Annotated in this window: 22 protein-coding genes and 1 riboswitch; of the genes, 13 read left to right on the top strand and 9 right to left on the bottom strand. The window is 48.5% G+C overall.

Annotated features, from left to right (window positions below):
* Positions 1–52: 52 nt before the first annotated feature.
* The 8 genes from LQ777_RS26510 to LQ777_RS26475 are packed head-to-tail and all read left to right on the top strand — an operon-like array spanning position 53 to position 7,289.
* Entirely contained in the window at positions 53–1,990 is a 1,938-nt protein-coding gene (locus LQ777_RS26510; RefSeq protein ID WP_232563459.1) for a putative cobaltochelatase, read from the top strand.
* Between the two features lie 7 nt (positions 1,991–1,997).
* Positions 1,998–3,470, top strand: coding sequence for a cobyric acid synthase (locus LQ777_RS26505; protein WP_232563458.1), 1,473 nt, complete (start codon positions 1,998–2,000; stop codon positions 3,468–3,470).
* 60 nt (positions 3,471–3,530) lie between these two features.
* Complete coding sequence (locus LQ777_RS26500) at positions 3,531–3,755, top strand: hypothetical protein (RefSeq protein ID WP_232563457.1); 225 nt, start codon at positions 3,531–3,533, stop codon at positions 3,753–3,755.
* A complete protein-coding gene (locus LQ777_RS26495) occupies positions 3,755–4,150 on the top strand; it encodes a type II toxin-antitoxin system VapC family toxin (protein ID WP_232563456.1) in 396 nt (131 codons plus the stop codon). The genes LQ777_RS26500 and LQ777_RS26495 overlap by 1 nt, the downstream gene beginning before the upstream one ends.
* A 3-nt stretch (positions 4,151–4,153) precedes the next feature.
* Positions 4,154–5,167: a pyridoxal phosphate-dependent aminotransferase gene (locus tag LQ777_RS26490; RefSeq protein ID WP_232563455.1), complete on the top strand. Its 1,014-nt coding sequence runs from the start codon at positions 4,154–4,156 to the stop codon at positions 5,165–5,167.
* Positions 5,155–6,102 carry an adenosylcobinamide-phosphate synthase CbiB gene (gene cbiB, locus LQ777_RS26485; RefSeq protein WP_232563454.1) on the top strand — a complete coding sequence of 316 codons (948 nt, stop codon included), beginning with the start codon at positions 5,155–5,157 and terminating at the stop codon, positions 6,100–6,102. The genes LQ777_RS26490 and cbiB overlap by 13 nt, the downstream gene beginning before the upstream one ends.
* The gene (locus LQ777_RS26480; RefSeq protein WP_232563453.1) at positions 6,095–6,682 is read left to right on the top strand and encodes an AAA family ATPase; all 588 of its coding nucleotides are present in this window, start codon (positions 6,095–6,097) and stop codon (positions 6,680–6,682) included. The genes cbiB and LQ777_RS26480 overlap by 8 nt, the downstream gene beginning before the upstream one ends.
* A gap of 28 nt (positions 6,683–6,710) precedes the next feature.
* Positions 6,711–7,289: a nitroreductase family protein gene (locus LQ777_RS26475; RefSeq protein ID WP_232563452.1), complete on the top strand. Its 579-nt coding sequence runs from the start codon at positions 6,711–6,713 to the stop codon at positions 7,287–7,289.
* 158 nt (positions 7,290–7,447) lie between these two features.
* On the opposite strand, the gene LQ777_RS26470 is transcribed toward LQ777_RS26475, so the two are convergent.
* The 5 genes from LQ777_RS26470 to LQ777_RS26450 form a co-directional block, all read right to left on the bottom strand.
* On the bottom strand, positions 7,448–7,960 hold the full coding sequence (locus LQ777_RS26470) for a bifunctional adenosylcobinamide kinase/adenosylcobinamide-phosphate guanylyltransferase (RefSeq protein WP_232563451.1): 513 nt from the start codon (positions 7,958–7,960) through the stop codon (positions 7,448–7,450).
* A 165-nt stretch (positions 7,961–8,125) separates the two neighbouring features.
* Positions 8,126–8,704, bottom strand: a complete 579-nt coding sequence (locus LQ777_RS26465) for a cob(I)yrinic acid a,c-diamide adenosyltransferase (RefSeq protein WP_232563450.1) — start codon at positions 8,702–8,704, stop codon at positions 8,126–8,128.
* A gap of 6 nt (positions 8,705–8,710) precedes the next feature.
* Positions 8,711–9,772 carry an ABC transporter ATP-binding protein gene (locus tag LQ777_RS26460; RefSeq protein ID WP_232563449.1) on the bottom strand — a complete coding sequence of 354 codons (1,062 nt, stop codon included), beginning with the start codon at positions 9,770–9,772 and terminating at the stop codon, positions 8,711–8,713.
* On the bottom strand, positions 9,772–10,860 hold the full coding sequence (locus LQ777_RS26455) for an iron chelate uptake ABC transporter family permease subunit (RefSeq protein ID WP_483012346.1): 1,089 nt from the start codon (positions 10,858–10,860) through the stop codon (positions 9,772–9,774). Before LQ777_RS26455 ends, LQ777_RS26460 begins: the two co-directional genes overlap by 1 nt.
* Positions 10,860–12,056 carry an ABC transporter substrate-binding protein gene (locus tag LQ777_RS26450; protein WP_232563448.1) on the bottom strand — a complete coding sequence of 399 codons (1,197 nt, stop codon included), beginning with the start codon at positions 12,054–12,056 and terminating at the stop codon, positions 10,860–10,862. Before LQ777_RS26450 ends, LQ777_RS26455 begins: the two co-directional genes overlap by 1 nt.
* 29 nt (positions 12,057–12,085) lie before the next feature.
* Positions 12,086–12,269, bottom strand: a riboswitch (cobalamin riboswitch).
* Between the two features lie 148 nt (positions 12,270–12,417).
* On the opposite strand from LQ777_RS26450, the gene LQ777_RS26445 reads away from it, so the two are divergent.
* Positions 12,418–13,563, top strand: a complete 1,146-nt coding sequence (locus LQ777_RS26445; protein WP_232563447.1) for an energy transducer TonB — start codon at positions 12,418–12,420, stop codon at positions 13,561–13,563.
* A gap of 74 nt (positions 13,564–13,637) precedes the next feature.
* Here LQ777_RS26445 and LQ777_RS26440 read toward each other — a convergent pair whose 3' ends face one another.
* On the bottom strand, positions 13,638–14,693 hold the full coding sequence (locus LQ777_RS26440) for a threonine aldolase family protein (RefSeq protein WP_232563446.1): 1,056 nt from the start codon (positions 14,691–14,693) through the stop codon (positions 13,638–13,640).
* A 392-nt stretch (positions 14,694–15,085) separates the two neighbouring features.
* Here LQ777_RS26440 and LQ777_RS26435 point away from each other — a divergent pair, with 392 nt between their 5' ends.
* Positions 15,086–15,484 carry a hypothetical protein gene (locus LQ777_RS26435; protein WP_232563445.1) on the top strand — a complete coding sequence of 133 codons (399 nt, stop codon included), beginning with the start codon at positions 15,086–15,088 and terminating at the stop codon, positions 15,482–15,484.
* A 192-nt stretch (positions 15,485–15,676) separates the two neighbouring features.
* Here LQ777_RS26435 and LQ777_RS26430 read toward each other — a convergent pair whose 3' ends face one another.
* Positions 15,677–17,752: a GAF domain-containing sensor histidine kinase gene (locus tag LQ777_RS26430; protein WP_232563444.1), complete on the bottom strand. Its 2,076-nt coding sequence runs from the start codon at positions 17,750–17,752 to the stop codon at positions 15,677–15,679.
* Between the two features lie 147 nt (positions 17,753–17,899).
* The gene (locus LQ777_RS26425) at positions 17,900–18,379 is read right to left on the bottom strand and encodes a glutathione peroxidase (RefSeq protein ID WP_232563443.1); all 480 of its coding nucleotides are present in this window, start codon (positions 18,377–18,379) and stop codon (positions 17,900–17,902) included.
* A gap of 231 nt (positions 18,380–18,610) precedes the next feature.
* Here LQ777_RS26425 and LQ777_RS26420 point away from each other — a divergent pair, with 231 nt between their 5' ends.
* The 3 genes from LQ777_RS26420 (at position 18,611) to LQ777_RS26410 (ending at position 21,102) form a co-directional block, all read left to right on the top strand.
* Complete coding sequence (locus tag LQ777_RS26420) at positions 18,611–19,597, top strand: FAD:protein FMN transferase (RefSeq protein WP_232563442.1); 987 nt, start codon at positions 18,611–18,613, stop codon at positions 19,595–19,597.
* Between the two features lie 238 nt (positions 19,598–19,835).
* Positions 19,836–20,483 (top strand): carbonic anhydrase, encoded by a 648-nt coding sequence (locus LQ777_RS26415; protein ID WP_232563441.1) that lies wholly within the window; start codon positions 19,836–19,838, stop codon positions 20,481–20,483.
* A 184-nt stretch (positions 20,484–20,667) separates the two neighbouring features.
* Entirely contained in the window at positions 20,668–21,102 is a 435-nt protein-coding gene (locus LQ777_RS26410; RefSeq protein ID WP_232563440.1) for a VOC family protein, read from the top strand.
* Between the two features lie 78 nt (positions 21,103–21,180).
* Here LQ777_RS26410 and LQ777_RS26405 read toward each other — a convergent pair whose 3' ends face one another.
* Positions 21,181–23,376, bottom strand: coding sequence for a PepSY domain-containing protein (locus tag LQ777_RS26405; RefSeq protein ID WP_232563439.1), 2,196 nt, complete (start codon positions 23,374–23,376; stop codon positions 21,181–21,183).
* Positions 23,377–23,383 lie beyond the last annotated feature (7 nt).

The raw sequence follows: 23,383 nt of genomic DNA, 5'->3' as shown, positions 1-23,383 counted from the left end.
ACCAACATATTTTGACAGCTTCCAATTACTTTTTTATCCGACTCACCCATTCATGATTTACCCGTTTTCGGCCCTCGTCGGTCAGCCCAGGCTCAAACAAGCCCTTCTTTTGTGCGCGGTCGATCCGGGTATTGGCGGGGTACTGGTCCGGGGCGACAAGGGTACTGCTAAAAGCACGGCTGTTCGCGGCTTGTCAGCAGTGATGCCGCCTATTTTACGTGTAGCCGGTTCTCTCTTTAACTGTCTGCCTAACGAGCCATTGGATGCGTGTCAGGCGTGTCAGCAGCCCAACTGGCAAACGGAAGAGGTAGCCGTTCCGTTTGTTAACCTACCGCTCGGGGCAACCGAAGACCGGGTGTTGGGTAGTCTGGATTTAGAAGGTGTGTTGGTAGAACGGAAAAAGAAATTACAGCCGGGTTTATTGGCTTCGGCTCATCAGGGTATCCTGTACATTGACGAAGTGAACCTGCTAGCCGATCATCTGATCGACAGTTTGCTCGACGTGGCGGCTATGGGTGTCAACACGGTTCAGCGGGACGGTTTGTCGGTGAATCATCCGGCCCGGTTTATGCTGATCGGAACGATGAACCCCGAAGAAGGCAACCTTCGCCCTCAATTTCTCGACCGGTTTGGATTAGTAGTCGATGTAACGGCTCCCCGCGATGCTGCCGAGCGAACCGAAGTCGTTCGACGTCGTATTGCCTTTGAAGCCGATCCCGTGCTATTTGTCAATCAGTGGGATAATGAACAAAAGGCTATAGCGCGTCAGATTCAGCAGGCTCGCCAGTTGTTACCCGAAGTACGCATGACCGACGGGTTACTGACGTTCATTAGTCAGCTGTGTACGCAGTTGAACGTCGCCAGTCTACGGGCCGATATTGTCTTGTACAAAACAGCTTTGACACTAGTGGCTCTAGCGGGGCGCACCGATGTAACAGCGGACGACATTCGGCAAGCGGCTGAGCTGGCTCTCCCCCACCGGCATCGAAAAAAACCAGCGGAAGAGAATCGACAGTTCGAAAACCAGCTGGATGAACTACAGCCGCCATCGGATGCCCCCCACCAACCACAACCTAAAAAAAACAACGATCAATCGGAAACAGCTCCACAATCGCCCAACGGTAATTCATCACAAAGCGACGAATCATCTCGTGACGAATCACAGCAGGAACAGGTTTTTGGCGTGCTGCCTGTCCTGAGTACGCCATCGCTGGTTACCGAAACAAACGTCAGTCAGCAACCCACTGTGACTGGACGACGTAATCCAGTTACGAATGCGCCACGCGGTTCGTTCGTGCGAGCGGTCCCCGATCAGCGACCAACGGATCTTGCAGTATCAGCTACCTTGCAGAGCGCAATACACCGGGGAGACGATGAGTGGAAAATCACCCGTGACGATCTGCATCAGAGTGTGCGAGTCGGAAAAACAGGTAACCTGATTTTGTTTGTGGTCGATGCGTCCGGGTCGATGGCTGCCAGCCGCCGGATGGAAGCTGTCAAAGGGAGTGTAGTAAGTCTATTGACCGACGCTTACCAGCACCGCGATCGTGTGGGCGTTATTGCTTTTCGGGGAGTAGAATCGCAGCTACTATTAGCCCCTACCCGCGATATTGAGCAGGCTGAGCAGGCGCTACAGAACCTGCCAACGGGCGGACGAACGCCATTACCACACGCCTTACAAATGACTGCCGAACTGGTGGAATCGCTCCAAAAATCGGACAAGAGACAGCCTTTCGTGGTCATTTTAAGCGATGGTAAAGCGAATGTACCCTTACCCGGCGGTGGTGATGCCTGGCAACAAACAATTCGACTGGCCAACCAGCTTCGTGATCAATCGCTATCGACTCTGGTTATTGACACGGACACTGATTACCTGCGATTGGGTCGGGCGCGGGAGTTGGCTCAGGCTCTAGGCGCGGAGTGCGTAGCGCTGGACGATCTGACCGCAGACACGATAACCAAGACGGTATCCTCACGGCTTAACCTATGAGAAACTAATGCGTAAGCTTCGTCCTATTATGTTTGTCGGTACGGCGTCCGACGTTGGCAAAAGCGTTATCACGGCGGGGTTCTGCCGCATTTTCAAACAGGACGGCTATCAGCCTGCCCCGTTCAAAGCCCAGAATATGTCGCTGAACAGCTACGCAACCCCCGATGGCCTCGAAATTGGTCGGGCGCAGGCGGTTCAGGCCGAAGCGGCTGGCATTGCCTGTCATACCGATATGAATCCGGTATTATTGAAGCCAACAAACGACAATAGTTCGCAGGTCATCCTCAATGGCAAGCCCATTGGCAATCAGTCCGCTTACGATTATTTCATGGGAAACAACCGGGCTGAACTCTTTACCGCTGTTAAGCAGGCGTTTGACCGATTGAGCAACCAGTATTCGCCCGTGGTGATGGAGGGAGCGGGTAGTATTTCGGAGTTAAATTTAAAACACCGCGACATTACCAACCTGCGTATGGCGCAGCACGCGGGCGCGGCAACGTACCTGATTGGCGACATCGACCGGGGCGGATTATTCGGCAGTGTTTACGGCACCATCGCTCTGCTGACGCCAGAGGAACGTTCACTTATCAAGGGTATTATTGTCAACAAATTTCGGGGAGATGCTCGCTTGTTTGAAGACGGACGCCGGATGCTGGAAGAACTGACCGGTGTTCCAGTCGTGGGCGTATTACCTTACTTTCGGGATATTTTTATCGAGCAGGAAGATTCAGTTTCATTGGAACAGAAATTTCGATCTACGGTAGCCGGAAAAGTAAACGTAGCGGTCGTTTTGTTGAAACGCTTATCCAATTTTACAGACTTCGACCGATTGGAACGCGATCCACGCGTCAACCTGTTTTATTCAAACCAACCCGACGAACTCCGCAAAGCCGATATTGTTATCTTACCGGGTAGTAAAAACACCATTGAGGATTTGTTAACGCTGAAAAATAACGGCGTAGCCTCCGCCATTGTGTCGGCCCACAAAGACGGCAAAACGGTGATTGGGATATGTGGTGGCTATCAGATGATGGGCGAACGTATTGACGACCCTGATCATTTGGAAAGTGCTATTGAGTCTATTCCCGGCTTAGGCCTACTGCCCGTTCGAACCGTTTTGCAACATACAAAAACGACGCAGCAACGCCAGTTCACCTACCAGCAGCAAACGGCTCGTTGCGTAGGGTATGAAATACACATGGGCGAGACAACGGTGCTTGGTACATCCAATCCGGTAGCGTACCTGGACAATGGATTGGCGGACGGCTACCGGCACAGCCATCGCTGTTGGGGTACGTATCTGCATGGCATTTTGGATAACGACGTTGTTATAAACGATCTACTGACCGACTATTCGACGCAACAATCAGAATCCCCGTTCGATTTTCAGAAATTTAAAGACCAGCAATATGACCGGCTGGCGGATGTGATTCGGGCGAACGTCGATATGGACCAGGTGTACGCGACTCTTCACGTATGAATCCGAACACGTTGCAAAAAAGGTTATCTTTGATTATTGTACACTTATAAATGAACTGTTATGTACAAAGCCATCGAAGGAATCTACGAAAACGGTAATCTTACCTTGACCGAATTACCACCTACAATGAAAAAGTCAAAAGTAGTGGTCCTATTCATGGAAGAGCAGGAATGGCAAAAGACGAGTGGTGACCATAAAGGAGTGAAATTGGGTAGTTTAGCCGGCCAGTATAGTATCCCCGATAATTTCAATGACCCGCTCGACGACCTGAGTGATTACATGTAATGGATTATTTAGCCGATACACAGGTTTTTATATGGGCAATTGTCAGCCCGGAAAAGTTAAAGCCGATTGTTCAAAACATTTTACAGACAAACACAATTTGGGTTAGTCAGATAAGCTTATTTGAAATTGCGATCAAGCAGAGAATTAATAAGTTACCTGAACTCTCTTTGCCTGTAGAAGCTTTGATTAGCCAGCTTTATCGCGATGGTTTTCAGTTAATGCCACTCCGTAACACGCACATTGCGGCTTACGAATCCATTCCCTTATTCGCTAATCACCGCGACCCTTTCGATCGACTCCTGATAGCCTCTGCTCTGGAAGAAAATTTAACTATCATATCCGCCGACGAACAGTTTCGGGAATACGTTCCCCAAATTCGGCTACTTGAAGCTTAGTTTATGCTGCACGGACATGGCGACGATAGCTACCGCTATTCGCGCACGATTACAGCCGACTTTAGTACCAATGTGTGGTATGGCGGTGAGCCTAAAGGTCTTAAAGAATACCTGTTCAGTCAATGGGCAACCATCAACCGATATCCGGAAGTACTGGCCGAGAGTCTGGCTAATCAGGTCGCCGAACACCACCAGGTGACGCCAAAGCAAGTACTCATCAACAGTGGTACCACCGAAAGCATCTATTTGATTGCTCAGGCATTTGCCGGTCAGACGACCACGATTGTAGCGCCCGCCTTCGCCGAGTACGAAGATGCCTGCCGGATGTTTCAGCACAGGCTGACCTTCCTCGACTGGAATACACTTTCCGATCTGCCGGCATTGACGAGCGATTTAGTCTTTATCTGTACGCCCAACAACCCAACGGGAGCCATTTTTAGGCAACTGACCGACTGGATGGGAAAAAATCCGCAGACCCTTTTTGTGATCGATGAAGCGTTCATCGAATTCACCCGTGAGCTTGATACCGCAATTGGGTTACTCGACCAGTTTGATAACCTGCTCGTCATGCGGTCATTGACAAAAGCCTACGCGATTCCGGGTCTTCGACTGGGTTACGTTGCTGGTAAGCCGGAACGTATAGATCAGCTCAAAGCTTGTAAACAGCCCTGGACGGTCAACGCGATGGCACTGGCTGCGGGGCGATTTATTTTTGAACAGTTCGAGCAGTGTCAATTGCCTTTGGATCAACTCCTGGCTGACAAAGCCCATTTCGTTCAGCAATTGCGTCAGAATGATCAGCTCCACGTATTTGACAGCGCTACGCATTTTTTTCTGGTGGAAACAAGCAAGGGAACAGCAGCCCAGTTAAAAGCTTTCTTGCTCGAAAAGTACGGTCTGCTTATTCGAGACGCTAGTAATTTTCGGGGTTTGGGAGCGGGTCATTTTCGAGTCTGCACCCTCTCTCCTGATAAAAACGCCCTGCTGATCAACGCCCTGTCCGAATGGAAAAACTAGTATTGGTCATACTGCCGCTCCTCATCGGCTACGTACTGGATTTGCTGATCGGCGACCCCGACAACTGGCCCCACCCGATCCGACTGTTTGGCTCGACCATTGCCTTTTGTGAACGTCGACTCAACCGGGGCCCCTTCCGATTTGAAAAAGGCGCTGCGCTAACCATCACATTATGCGTTCTGGTCTACCTGTTTTTCTACGGACTGAATCAACTGTTGCTAATTATTCACCCCGTCCTATTTGTGCTCGTCAATGGGCTTTTTGTCTGGTACGGCCTGGCGAACAACAACCTGATTACCGAAGGTAGAGCCGTCTTTCGGGTACTGGAACGGGATGGGATTGAAGCGGGGCGTCGGCAGGTTTCGCGGATCGTTGGGCGAGACACGTCACGGTTAAGCGCCCAGCAAATACGGATTGCCGTGCTCGAAACCATGTCCGAAAACCTGAGTGACGGTGTTATCGCTCCTCTCTTCTTCTACGGGCTAGCGGGTATTCCGGGCATGATGACGTACAAAATGATCAATACGCTGGATTCGATGATCGGCTACCGTAGCGACCGTTACGAGCAATTCGGTAAGTTTGCCGCCCGGCTGGACGACGTTGCCAACTTTATTCCGGCCCGATTGACCGCTTTGCTGATGGGCTTAGTCAGTGGAAACCGGCGCGGACTTCGATTTTCTATCCACTATGGTAGTCTACATAAGAGCCCAAACGCCGGTTATCCCGAAGCGGCTTTAGCGGGTATTCTCAACTGCCGATTTGGGGGTCCGAATGTATACCACGGCGTTTTAGTGAACAAACCGTATATCGGCGAACAGGAGCGATTGATCGAGCCAACTGATATCAAGCGCACCAGCCGAATCAATCACTTCACCTGCTTGCTCATGGTCATCTTGGTGATTGTCGTCCATTTCGTGAGTAACAAATATGTCTAAGTTTATCATTACGGGTGGACCGGGTGCCGGTAAAAGTACATTGATCGAAGCCTTGCGGGCTGCTGGTTTTCATTGTTTTGACGAAATATCCCGGCAGTTGATTCAGCAGGAAGTCGCGAGCGGAAGTCAGTGCCTACCCTGGGTCGACCTAGATTGTTTTGCCCGATTGGCCCTGAAGGGTATGATTGCCGATCATAAGCGGGCAAGCACATTCGGTCAGGATCAGGCACTGTTTTTTGACCGGGCTATTCCCGACATCATTGCGTATTTACGAGTGGGCGATGTACCAGTCGATGCCTTGTTTCAGCAGGCAGTTCAGCAGTATCCGTACCAACCCACGGTGTTCGTCGCTCCCCCCTGGGAAGCAATTTACGTCAATGATGCAGAACGCTGGCAGACCTTCGCCGAATCCTGCGCTTTGCATGACGCTATAGTGGAAACCTATCAGCAGCTGAACTTTACGTTGATTGAACTACCCCGGAGTTCCGCAGCGGACCGAGTCGATTTCGTTTTGTCTACCGTAAGCCAGTACGTTCCTATGTCGACAGGAACTCGTAATTCGTCCACCAAGTTAAATTGATAAGCCTATTTAAATGAGTACGTACAACATGTCCCAATCAATCGACACGATCAACCAAATTATTCGTAGCCGTCGCAGCATTTTTCCGCCCGACTACATCGACAAAGAAGTTCCGCGTGACGTTATCGAAACCATTCTCGAAAACGCGAACTACGCACCCACGCATCGACTGACCCAGCCGTGGCGGTTTACCATTTTTCGGGGCGACGGATTAACCAAACTCGCCGATTTTATGAGCGAGACGTATCGGTCTAATGCGACTCCTGAATCGTTCTCGGAAGCAAAATACGAAGGGACACGGAACAAGGTGTTAAAGTCATCCTGCGTTCTTGCTATCGTGATGGAAGTACACCCTGATAAGGTGCCGGAGTGGGAAGAGGTGGCGGCTGTATCTTGCGCCGTCGAAAACATGTGGCTTACGGCAACAGCGTTGGGCGTTGGCGCTTACTGGAGTTCGCCCAGCAATCTGGCTGCTCTGGAAGCCTTTTTAAACCTAACACCTAACCAAAAGTGCCTTGGTTTTTTTTACATGGGTTACCATCAGGCGAAGGATAAACCAGCGGCTCGTAAACCAATTGCCGAAAAGCTGACCTGGATAGAAAGTTAAGGCCAAAAAGAAAGCCAGACGACGAATAGTCACCTGGCTTTTGATTTCACTCTGTGTGCAGAAATACTGTCACGTTTCCGTTTTTTTACTCTGCTTAGAGCGAATTACAAATACATAACTTTGTCCAACGAGCTATTGTTTTCGACTTTTACGTTTTTTTAAAAATTCTTTTTCAAGTATAGCGGCAAACCCGACACCATGAAAATTGCTTCGTCAGCGTGCGTTGCTACGTATTGATTGGCCCAACCCTGCAAGTCGGTAAATTTTCGACCAAGCTCGGTATCCGCGTGTAGCCCCATACCAATCTCATTTGAAATAATAAGAAGCGTTCCTGACAATTGACGTAGCGAATCAATTTCAGCCTTGAACGCGTTAAGCGTTTGCTCTATATCATTGTCAAACGCCATAAACAGATTGGTGAGCCAAAGCGTAACGCAATCAATGACTACTACCTGATTTTCCAGCGGCAGGTTGTTTAGATCGCGTTCGGATTCAAACGTGGTCCATTCAGGACCTCGTTCGTTTCGGTGCCGCTCTACCCGCCGACCAAATTCATCATCCCAGATGTGGGCTGTAGCCACATAAACCGGCGAATCGCTGAGTTGGCGGGCACGCTCCTGCGCATACCGACTTTTGCCGCTCCGTGCTCCACCCGATATGTAAATGATCATAGTATTGAGTGCTTTTTTTGACAGGATTTACAAGATTGACATGATTTTCCTTTCTTAATATTAATCCCGTAAATCCTGTCAGAAAATAACTGATTATTAATGATCTGTGAGATGACTTGTCAAAAAGAAATCATGTCAATCTTGTAAATCCTGTCGAAGAATAATTTATACTTCTGACTTGAAGCGCTTGTACAAAAAAAGCTGCCATTTCTCTTCAGCTACACCAGCTTTGTCCATTTCGGCCCGCGCCAGGGTAAAAAATAGATCCGAAAGTCGGTTAACGTAAGCCGGAATGGCTGGATTCACTTCATCGGTTTTACGCAGCGAGACTAATCGCCGTTCACCCCGCCGGATCTGCGTACGCGCGACGTGACACAGTGCGGATATTTCGTTACCTCCCGGCAATAGGAAATAATCCGATGGCGACGACATGGCAGCTTCCAGTGCATCAATCCATTGCTCGCAGAAAGAAGCACCATCTTCCGGCATCGGGTTTTTATTTTCTTTTTTAGCGTCGGAAGGCCGGGCCAGGTGCGACATCATATCCATCAAATCTTTCTGGATCTTGTGCAGGTTTGGCTGCCACGGATGATCAACACCCAGCTTCACGCGCAATAATCCGATTGTTGAGTTGGCTTCGTCCAGCGTTCCGATGCATTCAATACGAACGTTATCTTTATCGACCCGGCTCCCCCCAAACAACCCCGTGGTACCTTTGTCGCCTTTTGTGGTGTATATTTTCATAAGATTTTACTGTTTTAAAACAGATTTTGTCGTAAGAACCGAGTTGTTTTTCAGCTCTTGCAGTGATGCCAATAGATCGGTAATTGAGAAAAAGACGCTATCATGACCGTTCATGGTGTACTGCCACGTAGCCCTACCGCTCTGATTGGAAGCGGTAATTGTACAAGTCGCTTCGTTTGATGGCCCAACGATGAAGCCTTCCCGATAAAGCGCCCGACGAGTCCAGAAAAGCAGGTTTTCGTCACCAGTGAGATGTAGTGTCGGACCTATTTCGTCGGCATGCATCGTGAATGTCCCGGTGTTTCGGTCAAAGGAAAAACCTTCTTTTGCGAACGTAATTTCGAAAGCGCCCGTCAGCACCAAATCTTCCGGAGCACCCACAGCCAAATGGCCTTTTGCATCCAGCAGCCAGAGTTTATCCGCCGTTTGCAGGGCTAAATCCAGCTCGTGCGTTGACAGTAAAATCGCTTTCTGCGTTTGGCGGGACAATCGGTGTAGCAGCCGCATCATCTCCACCCGATTCGGTAAATCAAGGTGAGCGGTCGGTTCGTCCAGTAGGATCAGGTCGGTATCCTGCGCCAGCGCACGGGCGAGCATTACCTTCTGCCGTTCGCCATCGCTTAGCTCATGCAAACGACGATGAGCAAACCCAAGCGTCTCCGTCATTTCCAGAGCGTTTTGTACCTGTTCGTGATCGGATGCAGTCAGGTTTCCAAACCAGCCCGTATGCGGAGTACGGCCCAACGCTACCAATTCGCGAACCAGCAGATTTCCGGTATCGACTCGCTCCGCCAGCACCAAACTCAGCTTCTGCGCCAAGGCTGTGGGACTTAATTGAGCTAACTCCTGACCCGTAACAAAAATCTGCCCTCCCAGTGGGTCCTGCAAACCGGCCAGCGTTCGCATCAGCGTTGACTTCCCCGCGCCGTTCGGCCCCAGCAGACAAACCAACTGACCAGGCCACAAACTCACATCCAGCGATTTGGCCACCGTTCGACTGACCTGCCGACTCCTTGAGTAGCCGATTGTCAATGCCTTGGTGCTTAACAAGGGTTGCTGTTGGTCCATCAGAGTGCAGTCCGTAAATTATTTCGACGAACGATAATCCAGATGACTACGGGAGCGCCCAGCAGCGATGTTACGACGTTGATTGGTAACACGGCCTGCGTACCGGGCAGTTGAGCAATGCTATCGCAAACCAACAACAGTACCGTACCAATCAGGCAGGTCGCCGGAACCAGCAGCCGATGATCAGACGTATTGAGCAGCGAGCGGGTGAGATGCGGAACGGCAATGCCGACAAAGCCAATGGGACCGCAGAAGGCTGTGATGCTACCCGTCAGCAAACTCGTGCTTGTCAGGATCAACAGGCGGCTACGTCGCACGTTCAGGCCCATGCTCCGCGCGTAGTTTTCGCCCAACAACAGGACATTCAAGGCTTTGGACGAAGCAAGAGCCAGCAACAAGCCACCGGCTACCACGCCCGCCAGTACATACAGATGCGTTTGGACGACACCACCCAGTGAACCAAACGTCCACATCAGGTACTCCTGAAGCTGTTCAGGCTGGCTGAAATACTGCCAGATGCTAACGATGGATAACGTAATGGTACCAACCATAACGCCGACGATGAGCAAAACAACATTGTCGCGCAATCGACCAGCAATCGACAAAACCAGCAACAGCACCAACGCCGATCCCAGCGAAGCCATCGTTACCAACAACCAACTGTCCGATACGCCCAGTTGGCGAATCGCGTACAGACTGGCGCTACCGCCACTGCCCAGCATAACCAGCGCAACACCCAGACCGGCCCCCGCCGTAATACCCAATTCGGAAGGCCCGGCCAGTGGATTTCGGAAAAGAGCCTGCATTTGGAGACCGCTAACGGAAAGACCGCAACCGACTATTACCGCAGTAATCGCTTTAGGCAACCGTATTTTCTGTACGATGTACAGCCATGCTCTGTTCTCCGATTCCTGCTGAAAAACAATGCGGGCCACTTCCTTGAGTGGAATAGCGACCGACCCTAAACTAATGTTTGTGAGAAAGCAGAGCAGGGCCAAACCCGTCAAAACGAACAGCATCAGCCTACGCCAGGGCCATTTGGACGAGAAACGGCTCGCGTCATGCGAAGAAGCAACAGTGCTTTTCATTACTTCAGTTGCCGGTAATAGACCAGTTCGTGTTTCGGTAGAAGTTCGGGGTGGAGTATCTTGATCAGGTCAGCAAGAACCAATTGCGGATTCAATGCGCCCGACTCCCAGAAATCGTTTGCTCCCTGGGCGTTTACCCGCTTGCTGTAGCTGTACATCCGTCCCTGCTTAAATGCCTTGAAATCAGCGTACCGGGCGTCTCTGGCTAATACGCTCTCTTTCGAATCGACCGACATCATGCCTACATTGAGCCAATAATCGGCTTTCAGGGCTATCGGATAAACCGCTTCGAAGTTGAGAGGCAAGCTACCCGTAGCCCGCCGGTTTACCCAAGGATAACTGCCACCCGCATCCAGAAAAAACCGGGTCATGTAGCTATCTCCATCCGGGACGAACCAGGCATCTTTCGCGTTCATGCCGCTGATGATCGATGGTTTATACGACACCTTTTGCGTAAGCGCTGACAATCGTTTGTATTCGTTCTCAACCTGACCAAACTTCTGATTGACCAATTTTTCTTTGTTAAGCAGAGCCGCCATCAGTTTCACCCATTCGGCCCGACCCAGTGGCGTTGTTTCCACCCACTCCGAATTAATAAGCACCGGAATGCCCGCATCCCGTAGCGTACGATACCGATCCATTCGGGCCGTTGGGCTTCCCATCGCCATCAGCAGATCGGGCTGCATGGTAATCAGTTGCTCTTCATTGATCGTTTGGTCGCGCCCAACTTCCTGGATTTTTCCAGTTTCGATCCGCCGGAGCACTTTGGGCGACGAGACATATTTCAAATTAGCTAGCCCAACGATCAGGTCTTCGGCTCCTAGAAAAGCGGCCAATCCTACGTGCATTGACGACATGGCGACCAGCTTACGTAACGGAATTTCAATGACCTGACTGGCAGCAAACCCTTTTGGCGGTGGTGTACCCCGTTGCACCAGCACATACCGGATAGTATCAACCTTTTTTTCAAACGGGCTAATAATCGAGACGATCTTGTAAGGGCCAGTGTACTTAATGCTAAAGCCTTTGGCGTAGCGAACAGACACTTGCTCACCAACTGGAACGTTAATCGTTGGTACCGGTTTAGACGGAACTGGCCGAGCGGTGCTACTGGCAAGTACTAGGGCGAACAAAAAGGTCAGCCAGATAGGAACGGCTGATTTTGGCAGCCTAGCGGTTGTTTTTCTCTTAATCATGAATAGCCGAGCTTTTCTTCCGAAAGCTGTTGATCGATTCTACAAAGGCAGGTATTCTGACTTCCCCAGCCACAAACGGCCTTCCCGTTCAAGAACAGTGGCGCACATGGTATGTGACTTTCATCGTGGGGTTACAGCAGCGGAGACTGTTGCAGCTTTTCACTGCATTCCCTTTTAAAGCAAACACAGGCTACCTTTCGGTAATTTATTTGCTACCCTTAGGGCAAAGGTAGCCGGAAAAAGTTGAACATTATTTACTCTCGTAAAGAGCCCTTTTTTGCATTATTTATTTTTAATGAAATAATATAACTTTATTGGCGTAGCTTTATAACAATCCCTACAACTTATCCATATCGGAGTTATGAATCGTTTCACTATACTTTCGGCTCTTTTATTTATCCGTGCCGCAACGGCCTGGGGTCAGTGTACCGTCACAAAAGATGGCTTTGGACAAGTCGTGACGATATGTGAGTCGTATGTGTCTGAAGCCGCCTATCGTTTTCCGGCTTCTTCCCATCAGCAAGTCATGCTGTTAGGCAGCGAATTCTATACATTTCCGGTATTGCAGAAAGGTACTATACAACTCGATGAGTCAGGTAAAGCAATCCCTTGTTACTTGGCTTTCAATCTGGTGAATCATGAAGTAACGTGCCAGATTTCAAAAGATATTGCACCTAAAATTGTGACACCCTATGCCTTTACAATTAACGGCAACACGTTTATCCGACAACCAAAGGCAATGCTTGGCATCAAATACGAAGCGTATGTCATGTTGGTTTACAACGGCCAAACGAAATTATTGAAAAGCCTGACCAGCCGACTGATCCAAAAATCGGTTCGGAATGGTTACGAGAAAAGCAGTTCCTTCGAGGGCTACTATCAGACGAAGGAACGGTATTACATTCAGATAGGCGATACACCTCCGCAACCCGTAAGTCTGACCAAACGCTCATTAGAAACCGTTTTGCGAGACCCTTCCGGCCAGTTGGCCGCCACGATACCTGACAAGCGACTAACTGAAAGTGATGTCGTCAAGATCGTGACGAACTACGATTCCAGACTGCCGGAAACTACCCTCAACAACACGCTGTTGAGCAACGACATTGGGTTTACTGATTTTCTACAAAAAAACGTAAAGTACCCGAATATAGCCTGGAATAACGGCGCTTACGGGCGCGTTTATGCCGGTTTCGACGTGGACGAAACGGGCCAAATAAAGAATGTCAAGCTGCTTAGTCCGGATAACGTCGGTTTTGGTTTTGATCAGGCGGTTACGCGAGCTTTTGAAAAACTGTCAAAAGTGAAATCTGATTACGCCGGTAACTATGTTTTACCCGTAACGTTTACCTATACGAACCGGTCAGTAAGTTCGACAAACAACGTTCCAATCAATACCCTTCCCGCTGATCGCCTGGAAGGGCGCACAGTCCTGCCTGAACTGGTGGTACCCGTCGTTATTTCAAAAACAGGCCTTACAAGCCGGGAAGTCTGGGGCTATTATAAGTAATTTGTAGCCACTTGCTACCTGTAGTCAGGGCTACCCGTTCACAAGCGGGTAGCCCTGATTATATACCCGGCTCCTTACTTGCTGGCAACGGTTACATGAACCAAGGCTTGTTCGTGTGCCTGGTTTAAATCATTGATGAATTGATCAACTACTGCTTCCTGAGTAGCCCAGCTCGTTACCAGCCGAATAGCAGCCTGCTGATCGTCAATTTTCTGCCAGACATAAAAATCATATTTTGCCTGTAACTCCTGAATGACCTGAATCGACAGAATAGGGAAAATTTGATTGGTAGATGATTTTGTCAGAAACGAATACCCTAACTGGCTAAACGCAACGACAAGCTTTGCCGCCATCCGATTGACGTGAGCCCCGATTTCGAAAAATAGATTGTCGGTAAAAAGCGCTTTGAACTGAATACCCAGTAGTCTTCCTTTGGCTAACAGCGCTCCTCGCTGTTTGAGTGTATACGCAAAATTTGGTTGCAGCGCTGGATTGTTGATCACAATGGCTTCACCCAATAAAGCGCCACTTTTTGTACCACCAATGTAAAAAACGTCGGTATAGTCGGCCAGATCGGGAAAGGTTATATCGCTGGCACATAATCCGGAGGCCAGCCGAGCCCCATCCATGAACAGGAACAAGCCATATTCGCGACAACAACGGGACAAACCAATCAATTCTTCCCGGACATAGTGTGTCCCTATCTCCGTTGGATTGGATATGTACACCAGACGGGGCATGGTCATATGGACTGCTTCAAACTTTTCCAGAATGGCTAGAATATCAGCTGGTCTGAGTTTACCATCCGCACTTTGCACCGCTTCTATTTTATGGCCCGTTGCTTCAATCGCACCCGTTTCGTGAATCAAAATGTGTCCGGTTGCCGCAGAAATCACGGATTCATACGGACGAAGTACCGACGAGATTACGGCCAGGTTTGCCTGCGTTCCTCCGGAAACAAAATAAACGGAAGCGGATGGATTATTTGTCTGTTGACGGATTAGCTCGACAGCCTGTTGGGAGTATTCGTCATCGCCATAGCCACTTTGCTGTACCAGATTGCTGTCAACCAACGCTTGTAAAATCGACGGGTGCGCCCCCTCACTATAATCGTTCTTATAACTATACATAAACTATGCACTTCAGTAATAGATGCTCATAACGCATCGACAAAAGTACGGGTTATGCGAATGAATGACCGGTTTTAAACTACATCTGCTGCGCCTATTTTTTATTCTATCGACTAAATCTGTGTTTCGTAGTATCTTGTTTAGCTGCTATGGTATTAATAATAGAGTCCATAAACCCTGATATGACTCGTGAAAGGACGTCTTCTAACAAACTATCAGGTATACAAGTTATGATTTTGACGAACTGATTGATGAATTGTAGGAAGCTGTTTCCTGGAGGAACGTTGGCATTAAGCTATATGCAAAGATCCTGAAAACAGGTCTTTTCATTAATTAAATTCGTCGCCCACGTTTATACGTATAACGTAATCACTAGCTAAAGTACCAACAAAATGAAACACATCAAGAGTATCATGATGGCGCTGAGTCTGATCGCTGGCCTCAGTTCATGTACGCCCAAAATGACCTTTCGTAACTCCACCATTGTTCCGTCCGCCAGTGGGACCGTACAAGTGAAAACAGATAAGAACAAAAACTATGTGCTGAACATAGATGTGCAGAATCTGGCTCCACCAAAAAACCTGACTCCATCAAAAAATACGTACCTGGTCTGGATGACATCGAATGAGAGTTCTACCAAAAAACTGGGTCAGCTCAATCCCTCGGGTAAAGTATTGAAAGCAACCTTAAGTGCTACTTCAGTTGATAAACCACAGGAAGTTTTTGTCACAGCGGAAGACAATGTTGATATTCAGTTTCCTGATGGGCCAACTATTCTGACAACCAAGTAGAGTCAGACACTAGTCTCAACGGATAAGCTGTACCTATCAAGCTGAGCAATCTCAGGTATGTGGTATAATTTGAGTAACGAAATAGCTGCGGGCACTGGTCAAACCACCACCCGCAGCTATTTCGTTTTATAGACAACTTCGCGGCAAAGCTTACCGAGCTATTCGATTCTGCAACAGAAAATTGGCTACTAGCTAAGCGGGCAGGTAGACACTAAACGTAGCGCCCTCGCCCAGCGTACTATGGGCGCTGATACTTCCCCCATGATTTTCCACCACTCGCTGACAAATAGCTAATCCGATACCTGTACCGGGAAACTCATTCTTTTTGTGCAACCGCTGGAACACCTGAAAAATCCGGTCAAGAAAGCGAATGTCAAAGCCCACACCCTGATCAACTACGCTTATCTGATGATAAGACGGAACCTGTGAGCTAGGTCGTACCTCGGCTGGTAAATCATCTAATGCCAGGTAGGCGTACTCAATGCGAATTTGAGGAGTTTTGTCAGGAGCAACAAACTTAAGCGCATTGGTCAGCAGGTTCTGGAATAGTTGGCTTAATTGCATGGTATCGCCCTTCACGACGGGAAGTTCATCAACCAATATGGTCGCTCCTTGTTGTTGGATCTCCCAATCCAGCACTGACAGCACTCCTTCCACAATGGAACCTAGAGAAACTTGGCTAAAGGCTTGCCTTCGCGTTTCGATGCGAGAATAGGTAAGCAGATCTTTAATCAGCGTAGACATACGAGCCCCGGCTCGGGTGATGCGTTGCAAGTGATCCATTACCGATTCATCCTGATAACCATCCAGTTGCTGGGTCAGAAGCGTGCTGAAGGATTGAATCTTGCGTAAGGGCTCCTGTAAATCATGGCTGGCCACGTAGGCAAACTGTTGCAGGTTGGCGTTTGAGCGTTGTAAATCCTGATTAGCATGCCACAACTCCTGTGTACGCTCGCGCACCTGGTTTTCCAGCGTAAGTTGAAGCGCCCGATCCTGGGTAACATCCCGGCTAAAACCAAAAATCGAAACGGGATTACCTTTATCATCGAATTCGGTCTGGCCCATCGAATGCAGCCAGTAAACCTGGCCAGACGTGTTATTTTTTAATCGGTACTCTACTTCAAGTTTTCCACCCGATTCTATAAACTGCGCTTGTCGAAAGGCCGCTTCGAATTGGGGCAAATCCTCCGGATCAATCGCCGAGATGGCGGCTTGCAGTGTCAATGGTTCTGTACTCCCTACCCAATCCTCTACAACCTTGGAAAACTCGGCAGTTTGCGTAGCCACGTCTATCTTCCAAATGCCGAGTTGTGACAAGTCAACGGCATTCTGCAATGCTTTTTGTGTGTGCTGATACTGTTGACGCAACGTTATCTCCTCGGTTACGTCAATGGCTAATTCCATAATTGCGTAGATGGCATCGTTGGCATCACGAATGGGCTGATACGTGAAGTCGAAATAGCTGGTTTTTAGAATGCCATTAACGACTAAGTCAGTCCGCATACTTCGTCCTACATAGGGCACACCAGTGGTATACACTTGATCGAGGATTGTCAGAAAAGGCTGATCTTCTAATTCAGGTACGGCTTCTCGGAGTGTTTTACCCAGCACCGAGTTACCCTTACCCCAGTACTGAATCATCTGGTCGTTTGCAATCTCAATGTGCATATCACGACCAACAAACAGACAAATAGCGACAGGTGACTGTTCGATCAGGGATCGGAAGCGGGCTTCACTCGCTTGTAGCTGCCGACGTAGCATCGTTTCCTGAAGCGCTTTCCGGCGTGCGGTTAGCAGATTCACCACCTGCTTGCCCAAAATCTTCAACGCAGTCAGTTGTCCGGCATCAAGTTGGCGCACTTGAGAATCCAGGACGCACAATGAACCAAGAACCATCCCATTTTCATCCACTAAAGGCTCACCGGCGTAAAAGACAATATGAGGATCTCCTGTCACTAACGGATTAGCCCGAAAGCGGTCATCCAGCCGGGCATCTTCAACGATCAGAGGGCCGGCTGAATTGACAAGATTCTGCGCACAAAACGATTGATTACGCGGAGTCTGACGGAAGGATAAACCCCTGTTTGACTTGAACCATTGCCGCTCTGCGTCCACCAAACTAATGAGCGCAACGGGTGTTTGACAGATTTGGGAGGCAAGCAGGGTAATATCTTCGTAGTCCTGTTCGGGTAAAGAATCTAATATAGTATAACTGTCCAGGGCCGCCAACCGCTCCCCTTCTTCAGCCGAAGAGAGTGGATTATTCATTAATCTTGGATTACTTTTTCTCTGGTAAAAGTACTCAAAAAGGCATAGCAGAAATTAAGACCTTATGTGGAAGTGTAGGTCACAAGCAGACATAAAGTGATACGAATTCAAATTTTATCTGGACAAAACGATGTCTTTCGCTTACCCTCAAATCAGCTTTTGAATATCGCTTTCAATTGCTTCGGGTTTGGTGATGGGTGCGTATCGTTTGTACGGTTGTCCATGTCTGTCGATCAGAAATTTGGTAAAGTTCCATTTTATGCCACTCCCCAGGAATCCGCCTAACTCTTTTTTCAGGTATTGAAAAACAGGTTGTGTTTGAGGTCCGTTCACGTCGCACTTTTCAGTGAGCTGGAACGTGACTCCGTGGTTGAGTTTGCAAACCTGCTCAACGGTTTCATTACTTTCGGGCTCTTGCCCCCGGAACTGATCGCAGGGAAAACCAAGCACAACCAGTCCTTTGTCCTTGTATTTTTGATGGAGTGTTTCCAAACCATCAAACTGCGGAGCTAAGCCACATTGGGTGGCGGTGTTGACGATAAGCACCACTTTGCCTTTATAGTCAGCCATAGGTATAGTTGCCCCCTTCGGTGTTCTGGCCGATAACTGATAAAATGTACTTTCCATCTTTAACGCATCTAGAGTTTATGTACCCAACCTGCTCCAACCAAAAGTTAAAACTTGTTAGTATAATAATATGTTTTTATCGTAAACGACAAAAACGCCTACGACGTAAAGGTAGAAATTTTGCTTACTCAATCAGCCAAAACCAGTGCTGGTAATCCGTTCGGATACATAAATAGCAGCAATGACGTGTTTTTGTTGCATACCCACCCCGATACTTCCGATTTTAGCGCCATGAAAAAAGTACTTGTTTTGTTGCTGATTCTGTCTTGCTTCGGAGCTTCTGCTCAGGTTGCGCGCAAACGAACCGTCAAATTGATGGGAAGCCGATTCGACATCACCATCGTCGCGGCTGATTCGCTGGCAGCCGAGCAACATATCGACACTGTGATTGCCGAAGTGACACGAATCGAGAACCTGATCTCAGACTGGAAAGCAGACAGTCAAATTTCGAAGGTTAACGCAAATGCGGGCATCGGGCCAGTTCGGGTTGATCCCGAGGTATTTGCGTTGACGGAACGGGCTTTACATTTTTCCAACATCACGAAGGGCGCCTTCGACATTAGCTTTGCCGCTATGGATCGGATATGGAAATTCGACGGTTCGATGACGGAGATGCCCAGCCCCGAAGCCATCAAAAAATCAGTTGAAAAAGTTGGCTACCAAAACATCATTCTGGACAAGAAACACGGCACCATTTTTCTCAAACGCAAAGGCATGAAAATTGGCTTCGGTGCTTTGGGCGAGGGATATGCCGCCGACCGTTGCCGCGACATGATGCTGGCACGTGGAATAAAGGCTGGTATCGTCAATGGTTCGGGTGATATGAGCACCTGGGGCAAACAACCGGATGGAAGCGACTGGACCATTGGCATCATAAACCCACTTCACAGAGACACCCTTTTTGCGGTGGTGCCGCTACGCCAGAGTGCGGTAGTCACATCTGGCAGTTACGAAAAGTTTGTTGTGTTCAACGGCAAACGCTATGCGCACATCATCAATCCAAGCACGGGTTATCCGGCAACCGGAGTTAGTAGCGTTACCGTCTTTGGGCCTAGCGCCGAAACGGCCAATGGATTCAGCACCTCCCTGATGGTGCTCGGAAAAGATGCCGGTTTGAAGTTAATTAATAAATACCCCAATTACACCTATATCCTGATTACCGATAGCGGTCAGATTTATTCTTCCCGAAAGCTAGGTTTGAAGAACCTCACTCTTTAATTGATCGTGAGCAATTTATAACCACAAAAGCTTGCTTTGCGTAAGGCTATTGTTTTAGTGCACAACCGCTTTTATAATTGCTTTCAGTTACTTGATCAAAAGAATTTATAGCATTTTTCACAACTAATAAGTTATACAACTAAGCAGGTTTGCTTATTCTGCCATAGAAATGGACCAGTGAGCAAAGGCTGTTGAGAAAAGTCTTTTTTATTAGTTTTACCCCTAAAACGAAAAAATTATGAGTTTGTACGATCAGGTGTTCAGTCACAACATAGAATGGGTACAGAAGCAATTGGACCTCGATCCTGCCTATTTCTCTGACATGGCTAAAAGCCAGGCTCCCGACTTTCTTTACATCGGTTGCTCAGACAGCCGGGTATCTCCCGATGCGTTTATGGGTATCAAACCAGGAGATGTATTCATCCATCGTAACATTGCCAATCTGGTTCCAAACAACGATATCAGTTCGCTGGCCGTGTTGCAGTATGCCGTCGAGAGTTTGCAGGTGAAGCACGTCATTGTCTGTGGACACTATGGATGCGGTGGCGTTAAAGCGGCTACGACCCACGATGATTTTGGCTATATGAACACCTGGCTTCGTAATATACAGGACGTTTACCGTATCCACCGCGATGAGCTTGACGCCATTGAAGATCCCGAAGCAAGACATCGTCGGCTGGTCGAATTGAACGTGCGGGAACAGTGTTTGAACGTGATGAAGCTGTCGTTTGTACAAAGACGGCTCTTCGGAAGCAAAGACATTAAAGTGCATGGCTGGGTATATGACCTTTCCAATGGAGCACTAAAAGATATGCAGGTTTCGCTCGACGATCTAGAGCCAAACCTGGCGATTTATCGGTTTAAAGATGCCGTTCCCACTCTTTAAGGCGTCGTTACTTCGCGATAGGCCTATGCTACTAAAAAATATAGTTCAGGTTTAGAAGCATAGCCATAAACAGCAGTTCAGTGGGTATTGCAACGTAGAGCTTCAACCAATCTTTTAGTTACGCGCTACTTTTGTAATATCCACTCAGCTTATGCACCATATAGTAACCCGCTTCTAAACATCTATGTCTCAATCAACAGTAACGCTCAACCCACATCTATTCTTTGGCGGAAACTGCCGGGAAGCGATGGTGTTTTACAAACAGGTTTTCGGTGGCGAACTAACAATGTCTGCTTTTGGCGATGGTCCCGCCAATGCGCATCAAGATCCGAAAGCAAATAGCGACGAGGTAAAAAATATGATTATGTACGCAAAGCTGGACGGAGCCATCGTGCTGCTAGCTAGTGATAACCCATATCGTTCGGGACCTCAAAGTTCAGGTACGTTCAGCTTATCGCTAGGCGGTTCGGATGAAGCCCAGTTAAAAGCGTACTTCGACAAACTTTCCGAAAATGGTACGATAACCGCCCCTCTGATCAAGCAATTTTGGGGAGATATTTTTGGTATGGTAACCGACCAGTATGGAATAAACTGGATGATTACGATTACACACCGATAAGTATTTGGGCTAAATTCTGAGGTTGCCAGTTTGCCAGTAGCCTTTCTCTTCTCCAATGACGCTATTCCATGCGACTATCTAGTAACAGTCCATCAGAATCTGACTGTGTGATTGATAGAAGCTGACGCTCTTACCCAACCTCTTTTCGCAGACCAATTCTAACAACTCAAGTACATCTTTCTGCATGGCAAGTGATCCACAAAGCATCAGTACACCGTTGGCAGCGAGTACGTTAGTGAGTAGGTCAGTATCAACGGCAAGCAAGTCGCTGACGTACTGCTTGTCGCCTTCCCGCGAATAAGCAATCTTTAGGTTTGTGAGCTTTTGCGCCGACTGATTTGCCACTAAAAAATCCTGGTAGAGAGAAAACGACGCGCGCTCACGAAAACCACAGTATAGATGACACGGGACTTGCTGTTTGTTCTGGCTGATCATCCCCAGAAATGGCGCAATACCAGTCCCGTTAGCAATCATGACTACAGCCGAAGCTTTCTCCGGAAAGTGGAAATGGTCATTGTCTACGATGCGGGCCTGAATGGTTTCTCCAGTCGTTAGCCGGTGCAAAAAGCCCGAACCTATTCCATTCGGATGCAATCGAACGCTTAACTGAATATCTTTTTCAACGACACCAATTGAATAAAGTCGCTCTCGGTGATCGTTCGCCGGATAAATAGCTAGCAAGTCACCTGATGCAACACTCCGTCGACGTTGAGTCCGAAATCGGATTTGAAAGGTTCCATCTGGTTCAGCAGTATACACCGTGTCGGTTACGGTTAGCGTTTCGAAACGGGGGGCGGGTACCTTCAGCAAATCTGACTTGACCGTGATGGGTATGTTTGTTTGCTGAGACCAGGCTTCGGCCCATAAACTAAAGTCTTCTGGCGATTTATCGTTGACCGTATGAATATCCACAAGCGGAGTGGCCCATTGCTGCCGGGAAAGCAACTGATTCACCTCAAAGGCAAACTGACAGAAATCGGGGTAAGAACGCGACCCAAAACCCACAACGGAATAGCGAACCGGTTGTGATTGGGGGTACTTCTCAACAAGCGAAGCAAACCGTTTGGCGTTGGTTGGAGCATCACCAAGTCCGTACGTCGCCGTTATGGCAACTAAGTATTCTGCCTGGGGAAAAACAGTATAACTGTTGAACTCAGTCAGAAACGATTTATGTCCTTGCTTAAGCAGTTGTTCGTGAACGAGTTGGGCAAACCGAAATGTACTGCCGTTCTCCGATCCAACCAGAATAATGAATCGGCTCTGGTCGGCGGTATATTTGTTTTTTACGCGGTTGGATCGCCGTTTCCAGGTGATCGCAAACCCGGAATAAATAAAGAAGAGGATGTTTCCCGCGGCCAGAGCAAGTACGACCGCCCACACCGCGCTAGCCCGGCCCGTGTGTAGGTTCAAACTCAGGTTGGTCAGCAAAACCGCAGTCGGATACCGATCTTCACTAAGGATGTCACCCGTCAGTTGATTGACCGTCAGCTCGCGGTCCTTAAGCTTTAGGATGTAATAATCCTCAACATCTTCTGAAAACGGAAACTCGATACTTTGCACCTCCGAAAGCCTGGTACTTTTAAAGAGGGGAAAATCAGCTAGTTTTCGCAGGGGTTTTGACTGAATAGCGTCTAAATCAACTTTAGGACTAATTTTCTCCGTCTTAATGAGTTCGAATCGGGCTAGTGACAGGTACGTACCGGAGAGCGCAATAATGAGTATTGGAATTAGCGAGAGTCGCCCGAGCACAACGTGGTAATACTGAGCAAAGTTGTCTCGTACGATACGCGTGAAAAAACGCTTCACCCCCCGTTGACGCTGAATGATCAGCATGGTACCGGAAACCGTGATCAGCAAAAGCAGAAACGCGGTCAATCCAATGAAAAAACGCCCGGCTTCATGCAGAAACAGCGAACGATGAAGCGAAGTAACCCATTGAAAAAATTCGCTTTGTTTGCTGGGCGTACCCAGCACTTTACCCGTTTGTGGATCTACGTAAGCGGTCAGGTTTTTACCATCGGCATCGCTCCCATTGATCTGTACAAAGCCGTTGGCATCAATGCTTAATTCACTGATTTCGGAATAGTTTTTCTTCAAAACCGGCAGCGTCTGAGCCAGGGTAAGCTGCTCAAACTGATCGGAACGGTACGGCTGACTTTTTTGCAATACCGGTTCGAACGCCAGAATTATACCCGTTACAGAAGCCAGTAACAGCAAAAGAAAAGAAGATACAGCCAGGGCTAAGTGGCTGTATCTCCAGACAGAAATGGTCATAGATGGG

This window comes from Spirosoma oryzicola, assembly GCF_021233055.1.
Lineage (GTDB): Bacteria > Bacteroidota > Bacteroidia > Cytophagales > Spirosomataceae > Spirosoma > Spirosoma oryzicola.
This window is presented reverse-complemented; position numbering and strand designations above follow the sequence as displayed.